This is a genomic window from Nakamurella multipartita DSM 44233 (assembly GCF_000024365.1).
Lineage (GTDB): Bacteria > Actinomycetota > Actinomycetes > Mycobacteriales > Nakamurellaceae > Nakamurella > Nakamurella multipartita.
Window position 1 is genome coordinate 2,369,489 of record NC_013235.1, and the last position, 21,963, is coordinate 2,391,451.

General features: G+C 72.1%; 24 protein-coding genes. 14 read left to right on the plus strand and 10 right to left on the minus strand.

Going from position 1 to position 21,963, the window contains the following annotated elements; translation table 11 throughout:
• Nucleotides 1–55 precede the first annotated feature (55 nt).
• The 3 genes from NAMU_RS10670 to NAMU_RS10680 are packed head-to-tail and all read left to right on the plus strand — an operon-like array spanning nucleotide 56 to nucleotide 1,562.
• On the plus strand, nucleotides 56–436 hold the full coding sequence (locus NAMU_RS10670) for a DivIVA domain-containing protein (protein ID WP_015747416.1): 381 nt from the start codon (nucleotides 56–58) through the stop codon (nucleotides 434–436).
• The gene (locus NAMU_RS10675; protein ID WP_015747417.1) at nucleotides 433–966 is read left to right on the plus strand and encodes an SRPBCC family protein; all 534 of its coding nucleotides are present in this window, start codon (nucleotides 433–435) and stop codon (nucleotides 964–966) included. Before NAMU_RS10670 ends, NAMU_RS10675 begins: the two co-directional genes overlap by 4 nt.
• Entirely contained in the window at nucleotides 963–1,562 is a 600-nt protein-coding gene (locus NAMU_RS10680) for a DNA-3-methyladenine glycosylase I (RefSeq protein WP_015747418.1), read from the plus strand. The genes NAMU_RS10675 and NAMU_RS10680 overlap by 4 nt, the downstream gene beginning before the upstream one ends.
• Here the strand turns inward: NAMU_RS10680 and NAMU_RS10685 are convergent.
• Together NAMU_RS10685 and NAMU_RS10690 are read right to left on the minus strand one after the other, a co-directional pair.
• Entirely contained in the window at nucleotides 1,559–1,912 is a 354-nt protein-coding gene (locus NAMU_RS10685; protein ID WP_015747419.1) for a DUF6191 domain-containing protein, read from the minus strand. The two genes, NAMU_RS10680 and NAMU_RS10685, sit on opposite strands and share 4 nt — an antisense overlap.
• A gap of 54 nt (nucleotides 1,913–1,966) precedes the next feature.
• The gene (locus NAMU_RS10690) at nucleotides 1,967–2,791 is read right to left on the minus strand and encodes an enoyl-CoA hydratase-related protein (protein ID WP_015747420.1); all 825 of its coding nucleotides are present in this window, start codon (nucleotides 2,789–2,791) and stop codon (nucleotides 1,967–1,969) included.
• Between the two features lie 215 nt (nucleotides 2,792–3,006).
• Between NAMU_RS10690 and NAMU_RS28230 the strand changes: the two genes are divergently transcribed.
• Nucleotides 3,007–3,177, plus strand: coding sequence for a DUF3117 domain-containing protein (locus NAMU_RS28230; protein ID WP_015747421.1), 171 nt, complete (start codon nucleotides 3,007–3,009; stop codon nucleotides 3,175–3,177).
• A 78-nt stretch (nucleotides 3,178–3,255) separates the two neighbouring features.
• Here NAMU_RS28230 and glgA read toward each other — a convergent pair whose 3' ends face one another.
• On the minus strand, nucleotides 3,256–4,416 hold the full coding sequence (gene glgA / locus NAMU_RS10695) for a glycogen synthase (RefSeq protein WP_015747422.1): 1,161 nt from the start codon (nucleotides 4,414–4,416) through the stop codon (nucleotides 3,256–3,258).
• A gap of 191 nt (nucleotides 4,417–4,607) precedes the next feature.
• Here glgA and glgC point away from each other — a divergent pair, with 191 nt between their 5' ends.
• Nucleotides 4,608–5,828: a glucose-1-phosphate adenylyltransferase gene (gene glgC / locus NAMU_RS10700; protein ID WP_015747423.1), complete on the plus strand. Its 1,221-nt coding sequence runs from the start codon at nucleotides 4,608–4,610 to the stop codon at nucleotides 5,826–5,828.
• Between the two features lie 106 nt (nucleotides 5,829–5,934).
• On the opposite strand, the gene NAMU_RS27295 is transcribed toward glgC, so the two are convergent.
• Nucleotides 5,935–6,795, minus strand: a complete 861-nt coding sequence (locus NAMU_RS27295; RefSeq protein ID WP_015747424.1) for a D-alanyl-D-alanine carboxypeptidase family protein — start codon at nucleotides 6,793–6,795, stop codon at nucleotides 5,935–5,937.
• A gap of 64 nt (nucleotides 6,796–6,859) precedes the next feature.
• Nucleotides 6,860–7,483, minus strand: a complete 624-nt coding sequence (locus tag NAMU_RS10710; RefSeq protein ID WP_015747425.1) for an O-methyltransferase — start codon at nucleotides 7,481–7,483, stop codon at nucleotides 6,860–6,862.
• A gap of 294 nt (nucleotides 7,484–7,777) precedes the next feature.
• On the opposite strand from NAMU_RS10710, the gene sigE reads away from it, so the two are divergent.
• The 4 genes from sigE (at nucleotide 7,778) to tatB (ending at nucleotide 11,235) form a co-directional block, all read left to right on the plus strand.
• Nucleotides 7,778–8,419 (plus strand): RNA polymerase sigma factor SigE, encoded by a 642-nt coding sequence (gene sigE / locus NAMU_RS10715; RefSeq protein WP_015747426.1) that lies wholly within the window; start codon nucleotides 7,778–7,780, stop codon nucleotides 8,417–8,419.
• A gap of 2 nt (nucleotides 8,420–8,421) precedes the next feature.
• A complete protein-coding gene (locus tag NAMU_RS27300) occupies nucleotides 8,422–8,946 on the plus strand; it encodes a zf-HC2 domain-containing protein (protein WP_138180090.1) in 525 nt (174 codons plus the stop codon).
• Between the two features lie 26 nt (nucleotides 8,947–8,972).
• Nucleotides 8,973–10,454, plus strand: a complete 1,482-nt coding sequence (locus NAMU_RS10725) for a S1C family serine protease (RefSeq protein ID WP_138180092.1) — start codon at nucleotides 8,973–8,975, stop codon at nucleotides 10,452–10,454.
• Nucleotides 10,455–10,539: 85 nt separating this feature from the next.
• The gene (gene tatB, locus NAMU_RS27305; RefSeq protein ID WP_015747429.1) at nucleotides 10,540–11,235 is read left to right on the plus strand and encodes a Sec-independent protein translocase protein TatB; all 696 of its coding nucleotides are present in this window, start codon (nucleotides 10,540–10,542) and stop codon (nucleotides 11,233–11,235) included.
• A 73-nt stretch (nucleotides 11,236–11,308) separates the two neighbouring features.
• On the opposite strand, the gene NAMU_RS10735 is transcribed toward tatB, so the two are convergent.
• On the minus strand, nucleotides 11,309–12,454 hold the full coding sequence (locus NAMU_RS10735; RefSeq protein WP_015747430.1) for an Mrp/NBP35 family ATP-binding protein: 1,146 nt from the start codon (nucleotides 12,452–12,454) through the stop codon (nucleotides 11,309–11,311).
• 226 nt (nucleotides 12,455–12,680) lie between these two features.
• On the opposite strand from NAMU_RS10735, the gene NAMU_RS10740 reads away from it, so the two are divergent.
• Complete coding sequence (locus tag NAMU_RS10740) at nucleotides 12,681–13,190, plus strand: general stress protein (protein WP_015747431.1); 510 nt, start codon at nucleotides 12,681–12,683, stop codon at nucleotides 13,188–13,190.
• 69 nt (nucleotides 13,191–13,259) lie between these two features.
• On the opposite strand, the gene NAMU_RS10745 is transcribed toward NAMU_RS10740, so the two are convergent.
• Nucleotides 13,260–13,637 carry an SHOCT domain-containing protein gene (locus tag NAMU_RS10745; RefSeq protein ID WP_015747432.1) on the minus strand — a complete coding sequence of 126 codons (378 nt, stop codon included), beginning with the start codon at nucleotides 13,635–13,637 and terminating at the stop codon, nucleotides 13,260–13,262.
• 264 nt (nucleotides 13,638–13,901) lie between these two features.
• Nucleotides 13,902–14,978 carry a magnesium/cobalt transporter CorA gene (gene corA, locus NAMU_RS10750; RefSeq protein WP_015747433.1) on the minus strand — a complete coding sequence of 359 codons (1,077 nt, stop codon included), beginning with the start codon at nucleotides 14,976–14,978 and terminating at the stop codon, nucleotides 13,902–13,904.
• Nucleotides 14,979–15,221: 243 nt separating this feature from the next.
• On the opposite strand from corA, the gene NAMU_RS10755 reads away from it, so the two are divergent.
• Nucleotides 15,222–16,085, plus strand: coding sequence for a PHP domain-containing protein (locus tag NAMU_RS10755; RefSeq protein ID WP_015747434.1), 864 nt, complete (start codon nucleotides 15,222–15,224; stop codon nucleotides 16,083–16,085).
• A gap of 65 nt (nucleotides 16,086–16,150) precedes the next feature.
• On the plus strand, nucleotides 16,151–16,438 hold the full coding sequence (locus tag NAMU_RS10760; protein WP_138180094.1) for a hypothetical protein: 288 nt from the start codon (nucleotides 16,151–16,153) through the stop codon (nucleotides 16,436–16,438).
• 9 nt (nucleotides 16,439–16,447) lie between these two features.
• Here NAMU_RS10760 and NAMU_RS29885 read toward each other — a convergent pair whose 3' ends face one another.
• Both NAMU_RS29885 and NAMU_RS10770 read right to left on the minus strand, forming a co-directional pair.
• Nucleotides 16,448–17,890: an Rv3212 family protein gene (locus NAMU_RS29885; RefSeq protein WP_015747436.1), complete on the minus strand. Its 1,443-nt coding sequence runs from the start codon at nucleotides 17,888–17,890 to the stop codon at nucleotides 16,448–16,450.
• A gap of 90 nt (nucleotides 17,891–17,980) precedes the next feature.
• The gene (locus NAMU_RS10770; protein WP_015747437.1) at nucleotides 17,981–19,741 is read right to left on the minus strand and encodes a DEAD/DEAH box helicase; all 1,761 of its coding nucleotides are present in this window, start codon (nucleotides 19,739–19,741) and stop codon (nucleotides 17,981–17,983) included.
• Nucleotides 19,742–20,268: 527 nt separating this feature from the next.
• On the opposite strand from NAMU_RS10770, the gene NAMU_RS10775 reads away from it, so the two are divergent.
• A complete protein-coding gene (locus NAMU_RS10775) occupies nucleotides 20,269–20,955 on the plus strand; it encodes a ferritin-like fold-containing protein (protein WP_015747438.1) in 687 nt (228 codons plus the stop codon).
• A 4-nt stretch (nucleotides 20,956–20,959) separates the two neighbouring features.
• Entirely contained in the window at nucleotides 20,960–21,745 is a 786-nt protein-coding gene (locus NAMU_RS10780; RefSeq protein ID WP_015747439.1) for a fructosamine kinase family protein, read from the plus strand.
• Nucleotides 21,746–21,963: the final 218 nt, after the last annotated feature.

Genomic DNA, 21,963 nt, shown 5'->3' on the forward strand with positions numbered 1-21,963 from the left:
GTTTCGTGAGCGAGCGTCAGCGGATGAACCATCGGCACCCTCGGCAGGTGGCGTCGTGACGACGGTCCTGCAATATCTGGTGATCGCGGCGGTGATCGGCGGCATCGTGTTCGCCCTGACCGTGTTCCTGTTCGGCCGGGGGGAGCAGATGGCGGCGTTGCCTCCGCACACCTCGCCGACCGAACTGCCCGACCAGGGCATGACCGGACAGGACGTGCGCAGCGTCCGGTTCGCCATGGCCCTGCGCGGCTACCGGATGAGCGACGTGGACTGGGCGCTGGAGCGGATGGCCACCGAGATCGACAGCCTGCGCGCGCAGCTGGACCAGCGCAGCCCGGTCCCGGTGGGTAGTGGGCTCCAGGACCGGCCGGACGAACCGGCCGGCCCCGGTACCGCGGGGGATGCGGCGCCGCACGCGGCCGGGGAAACCTCATGACCACGACGATCCGGGCCAGCGTTGAATTGCCGGGGATCGCACCCGAGCGGGCCTTTGCGGCCTTGGTGGACCTGGCCGCCCAGGAGCGCTGGATGATCGCAACCAAGCTCTACCCGGTCGAATCCGCCGCCCCGGTGCCCGAGGTCGGGTCGCGGGTAGCGGCGTTCACCGGCGTCGGCGGGCTCGGATTCCTGGACACGATGGTGGTCACCGCCTACGACCCGCCGCACCAGTGGGTGGTGGCCAAGGACGGCCGCCTGCTGCAGGGCGTCGGCACCATGCGGGTGGAAGCGACCGCCGGGGGCAGCCGGGCGATCTGGATGAACGAATTGACCCCGCCGTTCGGCATCCTGGGACGGCTGGCCGCGCGCCTGGCCGGCCCGGTGGCGGCGCTGGCGTTGCAGGCGTGCCTGCGGCGCCTGGCTCGGCAGCTGCAGTCCGGTGCGCTGCCCCTGGCCGCCAGTGGCTCGGCCGGCCCGATCCCGGCGGACGCCCGGGGCCGCGGACCGGCCGACACGGGGCCGCGATGACCGCGCCGACCGCGACCGGGCTGACGGTCGGCGCGGATGGCCGGCCCCGGTGCTGGTGGGGGGCCAGCGCACCGGAGTACATCGACTACCACGACCGCGAGTGGGGCGTGCCGCTGCACGGCGACGACGCGTTGTTCGAGCGACTGTGCCTGGAGGCCTTCCAGTCCGGCCTGAGCTGGCTGACCATCCTGCGCAAGCGCCCGGCGTTCCGGCGGGCCTTTGACGACTTCCGGATCGAGCGGGTCGCGGAGTTCGACGACGCCGACGTGCAGCGGTTGCTGAGCGACGCAACGATCGTGCGGAACCGGGCGAAGATCGCCGCGTCGATCCAGAATGCCCGCGCCGCGCTGGCTCTCGACGTCGGCCTGGACGAGCTGCTCTGGTCGTTCGCACCGACCGAGCCCCGGGCCCGGCCGGCCGGCATCGGCGACATCGTCGCCGTCACCACCGAATCCAAGGCGATGGCCAAGGAGCTCAAGCGGCGGGGATTCAGCTTCGTGGGGCCGACGACCGCACACGCCCTGATGCAGGCCACCGGGATGGTCGACGACCACCTGGCCGGGTGCTGGTGTGTCGACGGGTCACTCGGGCGCTAGCGCTTGCCGGCGGCCATCGCGCGTTTGCCGCGCGGCCGCAGGGGGGCCGGCGCCGGTTCGCTCGCTGCCGCTCCCTCCGCGGATTCCGTCGCGGCCGCCGCCTCGCCAGTGGTGGTCGGCTCCGCGGAACGGGTGGCTTCGGCAGACTCGGTCGAGTGCCCGGCCGAGCCGGAATCGGGCTGTTCGCCGTCCTCGCCCGGAGTGTTGATCACCGCGACCCCGGAGTCCAGGTCGATGCGCAGATCGTCGTCGCGGGCGTTGCCCTCCTCCTCGCGACGCGCGGCCTTGGCCCGGCGTTCCTCGAGTTCATGGCGCATGCCGGGGTTGAACAACGCACCCAGTTCACCCATCGGTCCCACCCGTCAAGGCTACGGCACCGGGGCCGCGGCCGGGTGGGCAAAGCCTCAGCGTCCGGTGAACCGCGGCGGCCGCTTGTGCACGAAGGCGGTCACCGCCTCCCCGTGATCGGCGGAGGCGAAGCAGGCGGTCTGCGCCCGGTCCTCGAACTGCAGGGTCGACTCGAGGTCGGACTGGGCGCCGTGCTGCAGCGAGGCCTTGATCCACCCGAAGGCCGTCGTCGGCCCCGCCGCCAGCCGGGCGGCCAACTGCCCGACCGTCCCCGCCAGCTCGTCGTCGGGCACCACCTGATCGACCATGCCGATGCGCAATGCCTCGGCGGCGTCGACCTTCTCGCCCAGCAGCATCATCCGCGAGGCGCGCCCCTGCCCGACCAGGCGCGGCAGCAGGAAGGACGCGCCCGTGTCGGCGGACAGGGCCACCCCGGCGAACGCCATCGAAAAGGTTGCCGAGCTCGCCGCGATCCGCAGATCACTGGCGAAGGCCAGGCCCGCGCCGGCCCCCGCCGCCGGCCCGTTGACGGCGGCGATCACCGGCTTGGCCATCCCGGTGACGGCTCGGACCAGCGGGTTGTAGAAGCCGGCGACGGTCTCACCGACTCGCTGATCGTGGGCCGCCACCAAGGCCAGATGTTCCTTGAGATCCTGTCCGGCACAAAAGGCCCGGCCGGCCCCGGTGATCACCAGCGCGCGCACCCGGGGGTCGGTGGCCGCGTCGTCGAGCGCGGCCAGCAACGCCGACTTCAGCGCCAGATTGAACGAGTTGAAGGCTTCCGGCCGGTTCAGCGTGATCGTGCGCACCGCGCCGTCATCGGTCACGACAACCGGGTCGGCGGGCGCCGAATCGGCGGCGGGCGGCGGCGATTGCGTCATCTCGAATCCTCTCGGCGGGCCGGGCGGACCGGACGTCGATGTCCGATCATCGGCCCCGATCAGCGGACACCGTAGCGGGGCGAACGACCTGAGTTCGGCCGCAGGCCCATCATGAGGGAGAATGGACCGTCCGCGAATGATCGTGGAAGGTCGGCGGGGGCGATTCGTCCCGATCCGGCCGCAGAGTTCTGGTGAGTTCTTGGAGGGAGTCGCACATGGCGGCCATGAAGCCCCGGACCGGGGATGGTCCTCTCGAAGTGACCAAGGAGGGCCGCGGGATCGTCATGCGCGTGCCGCTGGAAGGCGGCGGTCGCCTGGTCGTGGAGATCTCGGCGGATGAGGCCTCGGCGCTGGGCGACGCGCTCAAGGCCGTCGTCGTCAAGTAACCCGGTCGATAAACGCGAACCGCCCGGGTCCGTCCTCCGATCGGAGGCCGGACCCGGGCGGTCGCATGTGCGCAGCGGTCAGCTGGCCTCCAGCACCCGCCGGTACAGATCCACCGTCTGTTCCGCGATGGCCGTCCAGGAGAACTCGTTGACCGCACGATCGCGGCCGGCCTGGCCGTAGGCCGCGGCCCGGGCCGGGTCGCGCACCAGATCGTTCACCGCGGTCGCCAGGTCCTGCTCGAACGTCTCGCCCTGGTCGGCGTCGTAGTGCACCAGCAACCCGGTCTCGCCGTTGTTGACCACCTCGGGGATGCCGCCGACGTCGCTGGCCACGACCGCCGCTCCGCAGGCCATGGCCTCCAGGTTGACGATGCCCAACGGCTCGTACACCGACGGGCAGACGAACACGGTCGAGGCCGAGAGCACCTGCTTGACCTCGGGCAGGGTGAGCATCCCGTCGAACCAGAACACGCCCGGACGCTGGGCCTGCAGGGTGGCGATCGCCTCGGCCGTCTCCGCGGCGATCTCCGGGGTGTCCGGCGCGCCGGCGCACAACACCAACTGCACACCCGGATCGAAGTGGTGGGTGGCGGCGACCAGGTGCCCGACACCCTTCTGCCGGGTGATCCGGCCGACGAACGAGACGATCGGCGCGTCCAGGTCGACGCCCTTGTCCAGCAGCAGCGAGCGGTCCTCGGACTTGGCGTAGATCTGCGTGTCGATGCCGTTGCGGATGACGTGCACCTTGGCCGGGTCCAGCGCGGGGTAGCTGTCCAGGATGCCGCCGCGCATCCCGGTGGACACCGAGATGATCGCGTCGGCGGCCTCGTAGGCCGTCTTCTCCGCCCACGAGGACAACCGGTAGCCGCCGCCGAGCTGCTCGGCCTTCCACGGCCGGTGCGGTTCCAACGAATGGGCGGTGACCACGTGCGGCACGCCGTGCAGCAGCTTGCCGATGTGGCCGGCCATGTTGGCGTACCAGGTGTGCGAATGCAGCAGCTCGACACCGCCGGTCGCGGCGACCATCGACAGGTCGACCGACAGCGTGGTCAGGGCCGCGTTGGCCCCGGCCAGATCGGGTGCCGGACGGTGGCCGGTGGCCCCGGGCCGGTCGTCACCGAAGCAGTGCACGTCGACGTCGATGAGATTGCGCAGTTCGCGGACCAGGTATTCGACGTGAACGCCGGCGCCGCCGTAGACATCGGGGGGAAATTCTCGGGTCAGGATCGCGGTATGCACGCCCGGGAATCTACTCAGCCCGCTGCGCCCCCGCCCGGCGAGATCGCCGGACCCGGCCGGCCGATCGCCTCGAGCCGAGACGATCGGGCCGATCAGCCCCGATCAGCCCCGATCAGCCCCGATCGGGTCCGATCAGGTTGATCTGTGCGCCTCGCGCGCGAAAGCCGCCGGGCGAGGCTAGTGTCAGCGCCATGCCCAAGCCCAAGGTCCTCGGCATCGTATTGGCGGGTGGCGAAGGAAAAAGGTTGTGGCCGTTGACGGCCGACCGCGCCAAGCCTGCGGTGCCGTTCGGCGGTAACTTCCGCCTCGTCGATTTCGTCCTGTCCAATATGGTGAACGCCGGATACTTCCGGATCTGCGTGCTCACCCAGTACAAATCGCATTCGCTCGACCGGCACATCACGCAGACCTGGCGGATGAGCACGATGGCCGGCAACTACGTGACGCCGGTCCCGGCCCAGCAGCGGCTCGGCCCGCGCTGGTACACCGGGAGCGCGGACGCCATCCTGCAGTCGCTCAACCTCGTCTATGACGAAAAGCCCGACTACCTGGTGGTTTTCGGTGCCGACCACGTGTACCGGATGGATCCGGCGCAGATGGTGGCCGACCACATCGATTCGGGCGCCGACACCACCGTGGCCGGGATCCGGGTGCCTCGCCGAGAGGCGACCGCCTTCGGCGTGATCAAGACGGCGGCCGACGGCCGGCACATCGCGGAGTTCATGGAGAAGCCGGCCGACCCGCCGGCGGTGCCCGACGATCCGGACGTGGCCTACGCGTCCATGGGCAACTACGTGTTCTCCACCGGTGCGTTGATCGAGGCCCTCAAGATCGATGCGGCCGACGAGGCGTCCGTGCACGACATGGGCGGCAACATCATCCCGTACTTCGTGAACAAGGGCACCGCCAACGTCTACGACTTCGCCCGGAACAAGGTGCCCGGGGCCACCGACCGTGATCGCGGCTACTGGCGGGACGTGGGCACGCTGGACGCGTTCATGGACGCGCACATGGACCTGATCTCGGTCGAGCCCATTTTCAACCTGTACAACCACGATTGGCCGATCCTGAGCTACCCGGCACCCTTCCCGCCGGCCAAGTTCGTCGAGGACGGCACCGCGCGTGACTCGATGATCGGCACCGGCACGATCATCTCCGGGGCGACGGTGACCCGGTCGGTCATCGCCGAGGACGTGCACGTCAACACCGGCAGCCGGGTCGAGGGCTCGGTGATCATGCCGGGCGTGCGGATCGGCCGCAACGCGGTGGTGCGGCACAGCATTCTGGACAAGAACGTGATCGTGCCCGACGGCGCCAAGGTCGGCGTGGACGTCGAACTGGACAGCGATCTGTACACGGTCAGCCCCGGTGGCATCACGGTCGTCGGCAAGGGCGTGACGATCGGCAAATAGCCGGGTCGATCGACGAAACAGCAGCAGGAAGCCGGTTCCGGAAGGGACCGGCTTCCTGCGTTGTGCCCCCGGACGCGCAACGAGCCGGCGCCGGCGAACCGGCGGCTCAGGCGCCCGGGTAGGGCCGCCGGGCCGGGCACCCGGTGGTGGAGAACGACGGGTCGAACTCGAAGTGCCAGGCCTCGTTGTCGTAGATACGGCAGAAGTTCAGCGCCCCGTTGGTGCTCTCCAGCCAGGTGTAGGCCTGATAGGGCTGCACGTCGACGGCCAGGCCGAGCACGTGCGCCGATTTCTCGGGCGGCAGGACGTACTGGTCGGCCATCGCCTGGCCGTACTGGCGGACGTAGTCCTGGTAGGTCTGCTGCTGCTGGGCGGTGCTGCGCTTGCCGTCGGCCAGGCAGATCGTCAGGCCCTGCGCCTCGCCGGCCGCGCGCACCGCCAGCCAACCGGCCGCCGCGTCGGCGCGCATGCCCACCGGTTCCTCGTCCGCGTACTGCTCGTAGCCGGCGCACTTGCTGCCGTCGCCCTCCTGGCCCGGGGTGTCCGGGTCGGCCGGGGCTGCCCCGGCCGCGATCGCCGCCGCGGCGGCCACCGCCGCGGCCGAGGCGGCCGAGGCGGCCGCCGATGACGCCGCCGCCGAGGCCTGCGCCGCCGACTGGGCCATCGCCGACGCCGAGGCGGCGGCCCGGGACTGCTCGGCCAGCCGGGATGCGGCCGCCGCCGAAGAGGCCGCCGCGACCGCCGACGACGAGGAGGCCGCCGCCGCCGACCGGGCCGCCGCGGCCGAGGACGACGCCGCCGCTGCGGACGACGATGCGGCCGCCGACGAGGACGCGGCCGCGGCCACCGACGCCACCGATTCGGCCGCGCGCCGTTCCTCCTCCGACTGCCCGCAGGCCGCCAGGGTCAGCGTGGCCACCAGAATCGCCCCGACCGCAGTGGTCGAGGCGAGCGTGCGTCGGGTCACGGCCGAGCCGTCACCGGGTCGACGCCAGGGCGCGGCAGAGCCGGGATCATCGGATGGAGCCGTCTCACGCGCGCTTGACCGCCGCCAGCAAGCCGTCGCCCAGCGGGACCAGCATGGAGGTCAGGTTCTCGTCGTCGCGGACCTGCCGGCCGGCGTCGCGCACGGCGACCGTCTCGGCGTCCCGCTGAGTCGGATCGGCCACCTTGTCCCCGGCCAGGGCGCCGTCCACGATCAGGATCCCGCCCGGTCGCAGCAGGCGGACCGCCTCGGTGACGTACTGGGGGTACTCGGTCCGGGCCCCGTCGACGAAGACCAGGTCGTAGGCGCCGTCGGTGAGCCGGGGCAGCACGTCCAGCGCGCGGCCGTTGATCAGGCGCGTCCGGGTCGGCGCGACGCCGGCCTCGGTGAACGACTTCTTGGCCGCTCGCTGGTACTCGGCCTCCACCTCGATGGTGGTCAGGATGCCGTCCGGGGCCATCCCGGCCAGCAGGTGCAGTCCGCTGATCCCGGTGCCGGTGCCGATCTCCACCACGGAGCGAGCCGCCACGCAGGCGGCCAGGAACGTCAGCGCGGCGGCCGTGCCCGATCCGGTGGGCGCGGAGCCCAGGTCGGCGGCGCGCGATCGCGCGGACAGCACCACCTCGGACTCGGGAACGAAGAACTCGGCGTAGGACCGGCTCGTGGTCACCGGCAACCTCCTGTACGGATATTCGGGCGGGGCGGCCGCGGCGGACCGTCCGGCCGGTTGGGGCGAAGTGGACACGGAGAAGGGACCGCCGACGCGCGCTCCCGGCCGAACCTACCGGCCCCCGTGCGCCGTCCGGCACAGGCGCACCGCGGTCCGCCCTCGAGCGGGGTGTCGACCAGCCGTCCGAGTCACAGTGGTTCACTCCTGTCCCACCCGTCCCCAGCGGGGACGTCCCGGCGACCATCACCTGCCGTGATCACTGCTCACATCCGGCTCACACCTGGGCCGGGAACAATGATCGAACGCCGGCCGTTGCACCGGCGAACGAACCCGGAGGTGGTTTTCCTGTCCAGCGTCCCCGTCTCGACCGGCCCCGTGTGGACCCCGCCGGCCTGGGACGAGATCGTCCGTGACCACGGTGATCGCGTATACCGGCTGGCCTACCGACTGTCCGGGAACGCCCACGACGCCGAGGACATCACCCAGGAGACCTTCATCCGGGTGTTCCGCTCGTTGGCCAGTTTCCAGCCGGGCTCCTTCGAGGGTTGGCTGCACCGCATCACCACCAACGTCTTTCTGGACATGGTCCGACGCCGCCAGCGGATCCGGATGGAGGCGCTGCCCGAGGAGACCGACCGCATCGCCGGCCGCGAACCCTCGCCGGAGCAGGCCTTCAGCGATGCCCATCTGGACCCCGACCTGCAGGCCGCGCTGGACGATCTGCTGCCCGAGTTCCGCGCGGCCGTGGTGCTGTGCGACGTCGAGGGGCTGACGTACGAAGAAATCGGTGCCACTCTCGGAGTCAAGCTCGGCACGGTGCGCTCCCGGATCCACCGCGGGCGGCTGGCCCTGCGGGCCGGCCTGGAACGTCGGCGGGCAGCGCGCGGTGCGGCAGCGGACACAGGCGGACACGACGGTGTGGAGGCGGTGCGGTGACGGTGGGTTCAGTTGATCATCTGACGCTCGATGCCGTGGTCGCCTACGCCGACGGCGAGATGCCCTTGGTGGCCTACCAGCGGGCGGCCGCGCACGTGGCCCGCTGCCCGCAGTGCGACGCCGAGGTGCGGGCCCAACTGGTGGCCCGCTCGTGGCTGCGTTCCGCCGAGACCCCGGCCATGCCGACCAGCCTGCTGGACACCCTGCGGTCGATCCCCGTGGCGCTGCCCGCGGCCGACCCCGCGCCGGCCGGCGACCCGTTGACCACGGCCGACCGCACCACGATGCCGGGCCATCCCGCCGCCGGTGGGCACGGCACGCTGCCCGCGCATGCCCGATCCGCCCATCGCGGCCGCCGGTTTCGATTCCTGGGCACGGGCGCCCTGGTCGCGGGATTGACGGTCGGCGTGCTCGTCGGGGCCGAATCGGCCCCGGATGCCGACCCGCATCCGGACACCATGCGGGTCGCCCACGTCAGCCCGGCGATCGCTCCGCAGATCGTCAGGGCTGGGTGGGGCACTCCCTGACGGTGCCCGAGAAGGACAATCGGTCCGTGCCGAACGGATCACCCACCAACGGATCGCCCAGCAACGGCGTGCGCCGCCCGCCCGCCCCGGTCCCGTCGCCCGCTCCCGACCCCGTGCCGGCCGGCGCCTACGCCCGGCCGGGTGGGGTGAACGGTTCCTTCGGTCCCCGGCCCCAGCGCGGGCCGGTCGTCCTCGGTGCGCCGCCGGTGCCCGAATACCTGGCCGATGCCTTCGGACGCGCACCCGGCCAGAGCGGCATCGGGGCCCCACCACCCACCGCCGAACCACCGGCCGAGCCGCCGGCCCAGGACCCCTGGCGGGACCCGGCATCCGGCGCCCAGCTGGGCGCCCCGGCCCTGACCCGCGAGTCGGCACCCCCGCCGCCGGCCCCGCCGGCGCAGCGATTCACCCTGCGCCAGGCCCTGTTCGAGCGCCGGCTGCGCCCCTCGGCGATCATCGGCATCCTGGTCAGCGCCCTGGTCATCGGCGCGCTCGGCGCCGGCATCGGGGTCTTCGCCGCCGGCCGGCTGCCCGCGCCGACCACCGATCCCTCCTTCGAACTGGCTCCGGTGTCACCGGGCATCACCCGGGAGCCGGGATCGGTGGCCGACATCGCGGCCAAGGTCCTGCCGTCCGTGGTGTCGTTGGAGATCCGCACCGGTGACGTGGGGGAGACCGGCTCCGGCGTGGTCATCGACGGCAGCGGCTACATCCTGACCAACAACCACGTCGTGTCCAGCGCGGCGACCGACCCGTCGGCGACGCTCACCGTGATCTTCGACGACGCCGCGCAGAGCCGGGTGCCCGCGGTCATCGTCGGTCGCGACCCGCTGACCGACCTGGCCGTGATCAAGGTCGACGTCACCGACGCCACGGTCGCGCAGATTGGCGACTCCAATGCGCTTGCCGTGGGCGATCCGGTCATCGCCATCGGCTCGCCGCTCGGCCTGGCCGGCACCGTCACCACCGGCATCGTCTCGGCCAAGAACCGCCCGGTGCGGCTGCAGGGCGGCGGGTCGGACACCGACGCGGTGATCGACGCCATCCAGACCGACGCCGCGGTCAACCCGGGCAACTCCGGTGGCCCGCTGGTCGACGCCTCCGGCGCCGTGGTCGGCATCAACTCGGCCATCCGCACCCTCGGCGGGGACTCCAGCGGCTCCATCGGGCTGGGCTTTGCCATCCCGATCGCCACGGCCAAGGACGTCGCCGAGCAGATCATCCGCTCGGGCAGCGTGCAGCACTCGACCATCGGGGTGAACGCCCGGTCGGCCACCGACGGGATCACCGACGGGGCCCAGGTGCAGAACGTCCAGGGCGGCGGGCCGGCCGCGGCGGCCGGCATCGCCGAGGGGGACGTGATCACCAAGGTGGGGGACCGGCAGGTGGGCAACGCGGACGAGTTGATCGTCGCGGTCCGGCAGAACCCGGTCGGGGCCACGGTCCCGGTGGTGCTGCTGCGCGACGGGCGGGCGATGACCGTCTCGGTCACGCTCGGCTCGGAGTAAGGCCGGGGTACCCGGCCCCGGGTCGATATCCTGGCCACGCCCGCATCCGCGGGTGACGCACAGCAGCAGGGAAGGAGGGGCACGCATGTTCGGCCTCTCCTGGGGACAGATCGCCATCATCGTGCTGGTCGGCGTCTTCGTGCTCGGACCCGAACGCATCCCGACGGCGGTGCGCTGGGTGACCGAGAGCCTGCGCAAGATGCGCACCATGGCCGCCGGTGCGCAGGCCCAGCTCAACCGGGAGATCGGCCCCGAGCTGGACGAACTGCGCCGGCAGATCGCCGACCTGCAGTCGCTCAAGGAGCTGCAGGAGCTGCGCGACCTGCGCGACCTGCATCCCAAGCGGCTGATCGGCAACACCATCCTGGGCGAGGAGTTCGCCGGCGGTCGCGGGGGCCTCAGCGGATTCCTGGGCCTGGGGGGCATGCCGACCGGCGCCGGCGCGACGGCGGCGGAGGCCACCGGCGGGGCACCCGTGAACGCGCCAACCAGTGCCCCGACCCCGGCCCCGGTCAGCACCGTCAAGCCGGTCTCGGCCGTTCCGCCGAGTGCGGCCCCCCGGCCGGCTGCGACCCCCACACCGGCGGCCGTGGCACCGCCGGCAATGGCCTCGGCGGCAATGCCGCCGCCGTCAGCGGCCGCGGCTGCGCGCCCGGCCGCGGTGCCCGCGCCGGCCGCGCGCCGGCTGCCGGCGGCCAAGGTGGTCGGGGCGCCGCGCCCGGTGGCCGCGCCCACCACCCCGGCACCGACCCCGACCGGGTTCGACGTCGACGCCACCTGAGCGGAAGGCCACGGCCGGCGGCCACCCGTCGTGAGTCCGACCCCGTCGTGAGGCGAGTTGCGGCCACCGTGGCTCAGACGCCGGCGCGATCCCGACGGCCGGTGGGGGAGATGCCCAGCGGCACCCGGGTCAGCGGCCGCGTCTTGCCGGCCAGCTCGTCGGCCACCCCCTGCAGCGCCTGCGCGGCCGGGCTGGCCGGTTCGCTGAGCACCAGCGGCAGACCGCTGTCACCGGCGGTGCGCAATCCGATCTCGAGCGGAATCTGGCCCAGCAACGGCACGGTGGTGCCGGTCAGCCGGCCCAGGGACGCGGCGACCGACTCGCCGCCGCCGGAGCCGAACAGCTCCAGGCGGGTGCCGTCGGGCAGCGTCATCGCGCTCATGTTCTCGACCACGCCGACGATGCGCTGCCGGGTCTGGTTGACGATGGACCCGGCTCGCTCGGCCACCTCGGCGGCGGCCGCCTGCGGGGTGGTGACGACCAGGATCTCGGCGGTCGGGATGAGTTGCGCGGTGGAGATGGCGATGTCGCCGGTGCCCGGCGGCAGATCGAGCAGCAGCACGTCCAGATCGCCCCAGTAGACGTCGGCCAGGAACTGCTGCAACGCCCGGTGCAGCATCGGACCGCGCCAGACGACCGGCACGTTGCCGTCGACGAACATGCCGACGCTGATCACCTTCACCCCGTGCGCGACCGGCGGCAGGATCATGTCGCCGACCCGGGTGGGCTTGCCGGTGACGCCGAGCATGCGGGGGATCGAGAAGCCGTAGACGTCGGCGTCGAGCACGCCGACGGCCAGGCCCCGCGCGGCCAGGGCGGCGGCCAGGTTGACGGTGACGGTGGACTTGCCCACCCCGCCCTTGCCGGAGGCGATGGCGTACACCCGGGTCCGTGACTGCGGCTGGGCGAACGGGATCTCCTTGCCCGGGCCGCCGCGCAGCTTCTCCCGCAGGGCCGTGCGCTGATCGTCGGTCATCACGCCGAGCTCGAGGCGCAGGTCGGTGACCCCGGGCACCCCGCGGACCGCGGCGGTGACGTCCCGCACGAGGGTCTCGCGCATGGGGCACCCGGCGATGGTCAGCAGCAGGGTGAACCCGACCACGCCGGACGGGTCGACCGACAGGCCGGTCACCATGTCCAGTTCGGTGATCGGCCGCCGGATCTCGGGGTCCTTGACGGTGGCCAGGGCCGCGTACACGGTTTCGACGGAGACGGTCATGGTGTCCTTGATGGTGACGGCAGCAGTGCCCCTGGTGGCGCGGGCGGATGGCGGGTCCCGACGCGGGCGTCGGGACCCTGCCAGGCTACGTGCCGCCCGGTCCCCGTCGTACCGGGCGCCGCTCCCATGGCCCCCACATGTGCTTGTGTCAGCATGAAGTTCCTGTGAGGGCGCCGCCGCGCGCCCCAGGTGTGTGACTGTGTTCTCGAGCGTGGAGGTGTCCGCAATGACGTCGCCCATTGGTTTTCGCACCGTCGGGTCGGTGCCGAACCTGCCGACGCCCCCGACCGGCTTCGCGGTCGCGGCCTACCCGACCTACGCCAGTGCGCAGGCCGCGGTGGAGCAGCTGATCAAGCACGACTTCTCGATCCAGGACGTCACCATCGTCGGCTCGGACCTGCAGTTGGTGGAGCGGGTGACCGGCCGGCTCACAGCCGGCAAGCTGGCCGCCGCGGGCGCCGCCTCCGGCGCCTGGATGGGCCTGTTCGTCGGCCTGCTGATGTTCGTCTTCTCGCCGGTGGAGAGCGGCGTGATGCTGCTGATCCTGGCCGCGGTGGCGATCGGCGCCGTGTTCGGCGCGGTGATGGGGTACCTGGGTTACTCGGTGGCCAAGGGCCGCCGCGATTTCACGTCGGCCTCGCAGGTGGTGGCCCGCCGCTACGACGTGCTGTGCCAGCCGCGGACCGCCGAACAGGCCCGCGACATCCTGGCCAAGATGGAACTGGGCCGCCGCTGAGCCGGCGGCCACCCGGACGAACGAAGGCCCGGCCGATTTCTCGGCCGGGCCTTCGTGTGCGCGTGCTGATCAGGCCAGCGCCTTGGCCTTGAGCTGCTCGAACTCCTGCTGGGTGATGGTGCCGTTGTCCAGCAGCGCCTTGGCCTCGGCGATGTGGTCGGCGGGCGACTTGCCGGCCACATCACGGATGTAGGCATCGGTCTGCGACCGGGCCTGCTGCGCGGCGGCCAGCTGCCGCTGGGACATCCCCTTGCCCCGCGCGATCACGTAGACCAGGGCCGTGAGGTAGGGCGCAAAGATCAGGAACAGGATCCAGAGGGCCTTCCACCAGCCGCTGAGCTCGTGGTCGCGGAACAGGTCGGTCAGGATGTAGAAGAGCACGAACAGGTACGCGACGAAGACAAAGCTCCAGATCACGATCCAGATGATGCTCCAGAAGTTTTCCACGGATGTACCTCCAGTTCGCGGCCGGTGTCCTCCGGCCGGTCATCGAGCGGCCGCGATGCTCGCTCTCGACTCACACGGGCCGGGGATCCCCGGCATCCGGGAAAATCCTGGCACACCGGACGGACCGCTTTGATCACCCACATCGGAGGGTCGGCCACATTTCGGTGACGGTCAGGTGTCGATTTCTCGCCCCGCTGACCGTTTTCCGGTCGATCGACGGCCCGGGTGCCGGTGGATTCGTGTCGATCCGACGACCGGTGACGCTCAGAGCCAGCCGCGCCGGCGCAGCAAGAGATAGAGCGTCCCGCACAGACCGATGATCACGCCGAGCGCCATCGGGTACCCATAGGTCCAGCTCAGCTCGGGCATGTTCTCGAAATTCATCCCGTAGATGCCGGCGATGGCCGTCGGCACCAGCGCGATCGCCGCCCAGGCGGAGATCTTGCGCATGTCCTCGTTCTGCCGTGTCGTCACCTCGGCCAGCGCCGCATTGACCAGTGTGGTGAGCATCTCGTCAAAGGTGGAGACGCGGTCGGCGACCACCGACAGATGGTCCTCGACGTCACGGACGTAGGAGCGGATCTTCTTGGGCATCAGGTCGGTGGTGGTGCCGGCCAGCGATCGCATGGCCGGCATCAGTGGCGACACCGCGCGGCGCAGGCCCAGGATCTCCCGCTTGAGCAGGTAGATCTGCTCGATGTCGACCGGCCGGTTGGGGGTGAAGACCGAGTTCTCCATCTCGTCGATGTCGTCCTCGACGGCCTCGACGACCGAGAGGTACTCGTCGACGATGTGGTCGGCGATCGCGTGCATGACCGCGGCCGGGCCGATGGCCAGCTGGTCGGGGTCGGCCTCCAGGCCCGCGCGGACGGTGCGCAGCTGCGAGTGCGCCCCATGCCGGACGGTGACGATGTAGTCCGGCCCCAGGAAGATCATGATCTCCCCGTCCTGGACGATCTGGGAGGCGTTGCCGGCGGTGTGCTCGACGTAGGCGACCGTCTTGAGCACCATGAACAGCGAGTTGTCGTAGGTGTCCATCTTCGGCCGCTGGTAGGCCTGCACCGCATCCTCGACGGCCAGCTCGTGCAACCCGAGCAGATCGGCCAGAAACGCCATCTCGTCCTCGCCCGGCTCGTGCAGGCCGATCCAGACGAAGCCGCGCCCTTCGGTGCGGACGCGGGCGATCGCCCGCGTCGGGTCGCCGCACTCGCGCACCCGCTGCCCGTTGATGTACGCGGCGCAGTCGACGATGGCCTCGGCGTGCTGCGTGTCGTGACCGTCCGGGGTGGGCGGCCGGTGCCGCTGAGGTCGCAATATCGGCAAAGAGGGCAGGACGGGCATGGCCACCTCCTCGTGGAACGGACGCCAACAAGTGGATCAGTGCAGGTCACGATGGCCGCCACCGGCCGTTGACCGGGCCTGCTCGACGAGCGTACTCGCGGGCGGCCCCGACGGTCGGGCATCGCGACGACCGGCCGGCGACCGGTTGGCGACCGGAGGATGAACCCCGGGTGCATCCCCGGTGAACCCGATTTCCGCGAGCCGGGGCACGCGCGCAGCGGGGCACCCGGCAGGATGGGGCGCGTGCTCATCGACCTGCACGCCCACTCGACCGCCTCCGACGGCACCGACACGCCAGCCGAGCTGATGCTGGCCGCGGCCGCCGCCGGACTCGACGTCGTCGCCATCACCGACCACGACAACACCATGGGCTGGGCGCCCGCGCTGGCCGCGCGGCCGGCCGGCCTCACGGTGATCCGGGGGGCGGAGTTCTCCACCACCGCGCACGCCGACGGCCACCGGGTCAGCGTGCACCTGCTGGGTTACCTGTTCGACCCGGAGCATCGCGCGATCGTCGACGAGCAGGCCCGGCTGCGGCAGGAGCGGCTGCACCGCGGCATGGCGATCGTGGAGCGGATGGTCGCCGCCGGGGTGCCGATCACCGCCGACCAGGTGATGGAGATCGCCGCAGGTGCGCCGGTGGGCCGTCCGCACATCGGCCGGGCGCTGGTCGACGCCGGGGTGGTCGAATCAGTGGACCAGGCGTTCGCCATGCACCTGTCCGGGCGAGGCCCCTATTACGTGCCCAAGGCCGACACCGACCTGCCCACGGCGATCGGCATGATCGTCGCGGCCGGCGGAGTCAGCGTCATCGCGCATCCGCGGGGCCGCGGTGAGCGCCGCGCGCTCACCGCCGACTACCTGAGCGAACTGGCCGATCTCGGGCTGGGTGGCCTGGAGGTCGATCATCCCGACCACGATCGGCCGGAGCGGGCCGAGCTGCGCGCGATCGCCGACCGGCTGGGCCTGCTACGGACCGGCTCGTCGGACTATCACGGCACCAACAAGGTGCTGCGCCTGGGTCAGGAGCGCACCGAACCGGAGATGCTGGAGCGGATCATCGCCGCGAGCAACGGCATCACGGCGCCGGTCGGCCCCGGCGGGTGATGCCCGACGCGCGGGCGCCGGCGCCGGGCGCCGGCGGTCCCGGTTCGCGATCGTTCGGTGCCCTGGTGCGGCTGTTGGACGTGCTGGCCGGGCTGCTGTCCGCCGGTCTGCTGGTCGTCGGCGGGCTGCTGCTGGCGGCGCAGCTGCTCGCCCCGTCGGTGCTGTCCATGGCCGGCTGGGGGCAGGCGAGCGGTCCCGGCTGGCCGCGGGTCGGCGCCCAGCTGCTGGTCGGCGTCGGCGGCGAAGTGGTGGTGCGGCTGCGGGGCCGGCTCGGTCGGGGGCCACGGGTCGCGGCCGACCTGGCCGTGATCGTCGCGGCGGTGACGGTCATCGTCTGGGCCTGGTGGCCCTGAGCGGCACCGTCAGCTCAGGCCGACGACCGTGGCGCCCCGGGTCTCGATGATCATTGATCCGATGGCGGCGACGTCGACCCGACCGGTGTAGCCGGCGCGGTCGACGGCAATCACCGCGGGCACGATGCCCGGGTTGCCGTTGGCCGCGGCCACCGCGGCCAACCCGCCGGTCACCGGGAGCAGGACCTGCTTGTCGATCACGGCGGGCAGCCCGAGCAGCCCCTGACGGGTCCAGGCCACGGACAGGTCCTGGATATTCTCGGTGACCGAACTCGGGCCCGCGCCCGGCAGCTCGGTGGCCAGCACGCCCGGGGTCGGCGCCTGGGCCGTGTCGGCCAGGTCGCCGGTGGTGGATGTGGGGGTGGTCTCCACGGTCGCGGACTGCTGACCGACCGCGACCAGGGTGTCGCCGATCAGCGAGAACCGCAGCACTCCGTCCCGAACGGCTGGGGTCGGCGAGGTCGCGCCCCCATCGGTCAGCCGGTCGGCCGCCACGATCGACGCCGCCGGCACGTCGACCGGGGTGCGGCCGACCTCCTGGCCGGTGGTGTCGTACAGCACGACGGCCGGTTCGGGATCGGAGACCAGCACGGCCACCCGGTCCGAGGTGATGCCGACCAGGCGGGCCGCCGTGGCGCCGGTGTCGATCTCGGCCCGGGCCGTGTGCTTGAACACGTCCTGGTCGTCGGGTTTGTCGGGGGCCGAGTCCGGGGTGGTCCAGTTGAGCACCACCCGGGCGGTGGCCCCCAGATCCGGGCAGTGTTCGACGGTCGCGAACTGCTGGTCGTCGATGATCATGTCGGTGAAGGTGCACCCGGTGTGCGTCGCGTTCGGCTTGGGCGGCGCGGGCAGGTCGCCGTACTGGATGGTGCGGACCAGGTCGTCCCGCCACAGCTCGACCAACGAGGGACCCAGCCATCCGGCGTACGGGCCGCCGAAGGTCAGCGCCCCACCGGCCTGGTTGGGGCTGGTGCGGTCGTAGTGCCGGTCCCCGGTGGCCGGGTCCAGCAGCATCATCTGCGAGCAGGAGCCGTTCTTGTTCGACACCACCATCACGCCGCGGACCTTGCCGCGAACGGTCACCCCGGGGGCATCGGTGTCGCCGGAACCGATCGCGCACAGCGGCTGGTCACCGCGGTCGTAGGACCAGCGCGGTTCCCCGGTGACGGCGTCGTAGGCCACGGCCGCGGTGCCCTGCCCGGTGACCACCACCCCGTACGGGGAGGCGACCGCGCCGATCGCCGGGTCGGTGGCCACGGTCCACCGCTGGGTCAGCGTGGTCGGGACCTGCACCGGCGACCCCGGCGTCGCGGCGGCCGCGGAGGTGGCGTCGGTGGTGGCCCGTACATCGCTGGTCAGATAGACCACGGCGACGACCGCCAGCACGATCAGGGCGATGGCGCCGGCGACGATCCGGTCGATGCGTCGTCGGCGGGCCAGGCTGCGCGTCACGCCGCCGAGCCTACGGGGCGGCTCGGTGGCCTCAGGTGTGAGCCGCCGACGCCGTCGTCGGTCGGGCGGGCTGATTCAGACGGTGGCGATTCAGACGGTGGCGTCGACCGACTGCGCGGCCTCGTGCGCGCCCTCGGTGACCGGCTGCCCGCTGCGGGTGCGCCGGCGGCTGCGGCGACGCCGGGCCTTGGGCGCGCCCTCGGTGCCCTCGGTCGACGGGCCGGCGGCCGCGCCGGTCTCGTCCGGGCTCGCCGGGTGGTCGATCGCGTGCTCGACCGGACGGTCGGCCGACCGGGCGCCGCGGGTGCGCTGGCGGCGGCGACCGCCGGTCCCGCCGTCGCCCTCGGCCGCCGGGTCGCCGTCGGCCGGACGGTCCGCGCGGGCCGGACGATCGGCGTGCGTGGTCTTGGTCCGGGTGCGGCCGGCGCTGCGGCGCTTGCCGCCCGTCTCGCCCAGGTCCTCGACCTGCTCGGCGTCCAACCCGGCCCGGGTCCGGGCGGCCCGGGGGAGTTCACCGGTGGTGCCCTCGGGGATGTCCAGTTCGGCGAACAGGTGCGGCGAGGTGGAGTAGGTCTCCACCGGATCGTTGAAGTTGAGCTCCAACGCCTGGTTGATCAGCTGCCAGCGGGGGATGTCGTCCCAGTCGATGAACGACACGGCGGTGCCGGTCTTGCCGGCCCGGCCGGTGCGCCCGATCCGGTGGACGTAGGTCTTCTCCTCCTCCGGGCACTGGAAATTGATCACGTGCGTGACGTCGTCGACGTCGATGCCGCGGGCGGCGACGTCGGTGGCCACCAGCACGTCGACCTTGCCGGCGCGGAAGGCGCGCAGGGCCTGCTCGCGAGCACCCTGGCCGAGGTCACCGTGCACGGCGGCGGCCGCGAAGCCGCGCTCCTCGAGGTCCTCGGCGACCTTGGCGGCGGTCCGCTTGGTCCGGGTGAAGACCATGGTCAGGCCGCGACCGCGGGCCTGCAGCACCCGGGCCAGCATCTCGACCTTGTCCAGGGCGTGCGCGCGGTAGACGAACTGCCGGGTGGTGCTGTGCATGGCGCCTTCGGCGGCGGCCTCGGCCCGGATGTGCATCGGCCGCGACATGAAGGTGCGGGCCAGGGTCAGGATCGGGCCGGGCATGGTCGCCGAGAACAGCATGGTCTGCTTGACCGTCGGGACCAGGTCCAGGACCTTCTCCATGTCCGGCAGGAAGCCCAGGTCGAGCATCTCGTCGGCCTCGTCCAGGACGAGCACCTTGACCCCACCGAGCACCAGGTGCCCGGAGTTGGCCAGGTCGAGCAGCCGGCCGGGGGTGCCGACGACCAGGTCGACGCCGGCCTGCAGCGCCTTGATCTGCGGCTCGTAGGCGCGGCCGCCGTAGACCGCGGTCACCGCCAGGCCGAGCGCCTTGCCCAGCGCGTGCAGGTCGCGGGTGACCTGCACGCACAGCTCGCGGGTGGGCACCATGACGACGGCGCGCGGGGCGCGGCCGACCGGCAGCTTGCCCTTCTCGTCGACGGTCACGGCCTTGTCGTGGGACAGCCGCTGCAGCAGCGGCACGCCGAAGCCCAGCGTCTTGCCCATGCCGGTGCGGGCCTGCCCGATCAGGTCGGAGCCGGTCAACGCGATGGGCAGGGTCAGCGCCTGGATGGCGAAGGTGCGCTCGATGCCGACGTCGGCCAGCGCGGTGACGATGCGCTCGTCCACGCCGAACTCGGCGAAGGTGGGGGATTCGGGCCGGATGTCCGCGTCCGCGGTCAGCGGGTGGGACAGGGCCGCGTCGTCCGGGTCGATCGCCGCGTCGGCGACCACGCCGTCCGGATCCTCGATGGTGGGGCTGATCAGATTGTGCTGGGTCATGCGTGCCTTCCGAGTCGTCCGCGCGCGTTCACGCGACAAGGAAAGACTTGCCTCCAGGACACTCGCTCCTAAAGGGACTCCCCGCTGTCCGGCCTGAACGGAGGGTGCGAACCGTCAGCGTCGAGCTGCCCGTGTCGTTCGATCGGGTCCGCGTTGCTGCGGGTCCCCGGGCGCGCGTGTCGCGCGTCGCAATGCCTGGTCGACCGGGGTCGCGCGCAAGCGCGTCGCCGGCCGGTCCGACGGGCAGTCGGTCCGATTCGTCCGTCCGCGCAGGTGACGCGCGCACAGTGCCGCGGTGCGGATGTCGCACCGTCGAGGCTCATCCTACCTGTTCAGGCGGTCGCAAGGGGTGCATTGGCGGACGGGTCGGCCGCGCGCCCGATAGGCTCGTGCCCTGCGCGCCGCTGGCCGATGACGGAATCCCGCCTGCGGGCCGGGGAGTCGGTGCGGCACGAACTGCGACGGCGCCCTGGAACGGCAGTCGGAACGGCCGATGAACGGCGGATGGAAGGCGGTAGGAAGTCGGTATGAACACAGCGCACCCGGCCGAGTCGGTGCCGGCCGCCACGTTGCCGCCGCCGGACCCCGCGGTCGTTGACCTGCTCGGCGTGCTGGCCTACGGCGAGCTGTCGGCGTTCGATCGGATGGCCGCCGATGCGCGCTGGGCGCCGACCCTGGCCGGCCGGGTCCAGCTCTCGGCCATGGCCACCGCCGAGATGGGGCACTTCAACGCGCTGGCCCGGCATCTGGCCGCCCACGGGGTGGCCGTCGAGGCCGCGATGCAGCCGTTCATCGCGCCGTTCGACGCCTTCCACGACTCCACCGCCCCCCACTCCTGGCTCGAATCACTGGTCAAGGCGCACGTGGGCGACGGGCTGGCCGCGGACTTCTACCGGGAGATCGCCGAATGGCTCGATCCGGTGACCCGCGACCTGGTCTTCGAGGTGCTGGCCGACTCGGGCCACTCGGCGTTCGCGGTGCGCGAGGTGCGCAAGGCCTGCCAGGCCGACCCACGGGTGGCCGGTCCGCTGGCCCTGTGGGGGCGGCGGCTGCTCGGTGAGGCCATCACCCAGGCCCAGTACGTGGTCGCCGACCGGGACACGCTGGCCGAGCTGATCGTGACCGGATCCGGCGACCTGGCCGGCATCGCGGCCCTGTTCCGCCGGCTGCAGCAGGGTCACACCGAGCGGATGAAGTCCCTCGGACTGGCCTGAGCCCATGACCGGCCCGGACGCGTTCGTCAAGCAGCGGGCCGAGGCACCTCCGCAGTTCTTCGCCTGGGAGGCGGCCGGGCTGGCCTGGTTGGGGCGCGCCGACGGCGGCACCGCCGTGGTCGGGGTGCACGAGGTCGGTGACACCCGGATCGTGCTGGAGCGGATCGCGCCCGCTCCGGCCACCCGGGCGGCCGCGCAGGCGTTCGGCCGGTCGTTGGCCCGCACCCACGCCGCCGGCGCCGACGCTTTCGGGGCCGCTGCGCCCGGCTGGAACGGGGACGGCTGGATCGGCCGGCAGGAGCTGACCATCCGTCCGTTCGACCGGTGGGGCGAGTTCTACGCCACCACCCGGCTGCAGCCCTACGCCCGGGCCGCTCATCGGGTGGGGCATCTGTCCGCGGCGGCCGTGCACATCGTCGATCGGGTGTGTGCCCGCCTGGTGGCCGGCGAGTTCGACGACGACACACCGCCGGCCCGGATCCACGGCGATCTGTGGGGCGGCAACGTGCTCTACGGCCGGCTGGGCACCGGGTCGCCCGCGGCCGGCGCCGTCCTGATCGACCCGGCCGCGCACGGCGGGCACGGGCTCACCGACCTGGCCATGCTCGCGCTGTTCGGCACCGAGCACCTGTCCCTCGTGCTGGCCGCCTACGCCGAGGCGGCGCAACTGCGCCCCGACTGGGCGGACCTGATCGGCCTGCACCAACTGCATCCGTTGCTCGTGCACGCCGTCTCGCACGGCCCGTCGTACGGGCAGCAGGCCGTCGCGGTCGCCGACCGTTACCGCTGAGCATTCCGGTTGAGCTCGTCGATGACGGCTGACCGTGTGATTGACGCCCGAACCGTGTCATTGGGAGAGCGCAACCGCGCCGGACAGGCCAGGATGAAGCGGGCACGTTGTCGTGCACGTGTCGACCGCTTTCCGGCGACCGGGAACCGTCGCGCGCCCACCGAGTGATCCGGGCGCGACGGGACGACCCGACGCGGAGCGGATCGCACTTTGGTCGA

Excerpts from the sequence above, each read along its gene's own strand:
- NAMU_RS10675 (WP_015747417.1), top strand. The coding sequence starts at position 433 with ATGACCACGACGATCCGGGCCAGCGTTGAATTGCCGGGGATCGCACCC.
- NAMU_RS10680 (WP_015747418.1), top strand. The coding sequence starts at position 963 with ATGACCGCGCCGACCGCGACCGGGCTGACGGTCGGCGCGGATGGCCGG.
- NAMU_RS10685 (WP_015747419.1), bottom strand. The coding sequence starts at position 1,912 with ATGGGTGAACTGGGTGCGTTGTTCAACCCCGGCATGCGCCATGAACTC.
- NAMU_RS10690 (WP_015747420.1), bottom strand. The coding sequence starts at position 2,791 with ATGACGCAATCGCCGCCGCCCGCCGCCGATTCGGCGCCCGCCGACCCG.
- NAMU_RS28230 (WP_015747421.1), top strand. The coding sequence starts at position 3,007 with ATGGCGGCCATGAAGCCCCGGACCGGGGATGGTCCTCTCGAAGTGACC.
- glgC (WP_015747423.1), top strand. The coding sequence starts at position 4,608 with ATGCCCAAGCCCAAGGTCCTCGGCATCGTATTGGCGGGTGGCGAAGGA.
- sigE (WP_015747426.1), top strand. The coding sequence starts at position 7,778 with ATGATCGAACGCCGGCCGTTGCACCGGCGAACGAACCCGGAGGTGGTT.
- tatB (WP_015747429.1), top strand. The coding sequence starts at position 10,540 with ATGTTCGGCCTCTCCTGGGGACAGATCGCCATCATCGTGCTGGTCGGC.
- NAMU_RS10735 (WP_015747430.1), bottom strand. The coding sequence starts at position 12,454 with ATGACCGTCTCCGTCGAAACCGTGTACGCGGCCCTGGCCACCGTCAAG.
- NAMU_RS10740 (WP_015747431.1), top strand. The coding sequence starts at position 12,681 with ATGACGTCGCCCATTGGTTTTCGCACCGTCGGGTCGGTGCCGAACCTG.
- corA (WP_015747433.1), bottom strand. The coding sequence starts at position 14,978 with ATGCCCGTCCTGCCCTCTTTGCCGATATTGCGACCTCAGCGGCACCGG.
- NAMU_RS10770 (WP_015747437.1), bottom strand. The coding sequence starts at position 19,741 with ATGACCCAGCACAATCTGATCAGCCCCACCATCGAGGATCCGGACGGC.
- NAMU_RS10775 (WP_015747438.1), top strand. The coding sequence starts at position 20,269 with ATGAACACAGCGCACCCGGCCGAGTCGGTGCCGGCCGCCACGTTGCCG.
- NAMU_RS10780 (WP_015747439.1), top strand. The coding sequence starts at position 20,960 with ATGACCGGCCCGGACGCGTTCGTCAAGCAGCGGGCCGAGGCACCTCCG.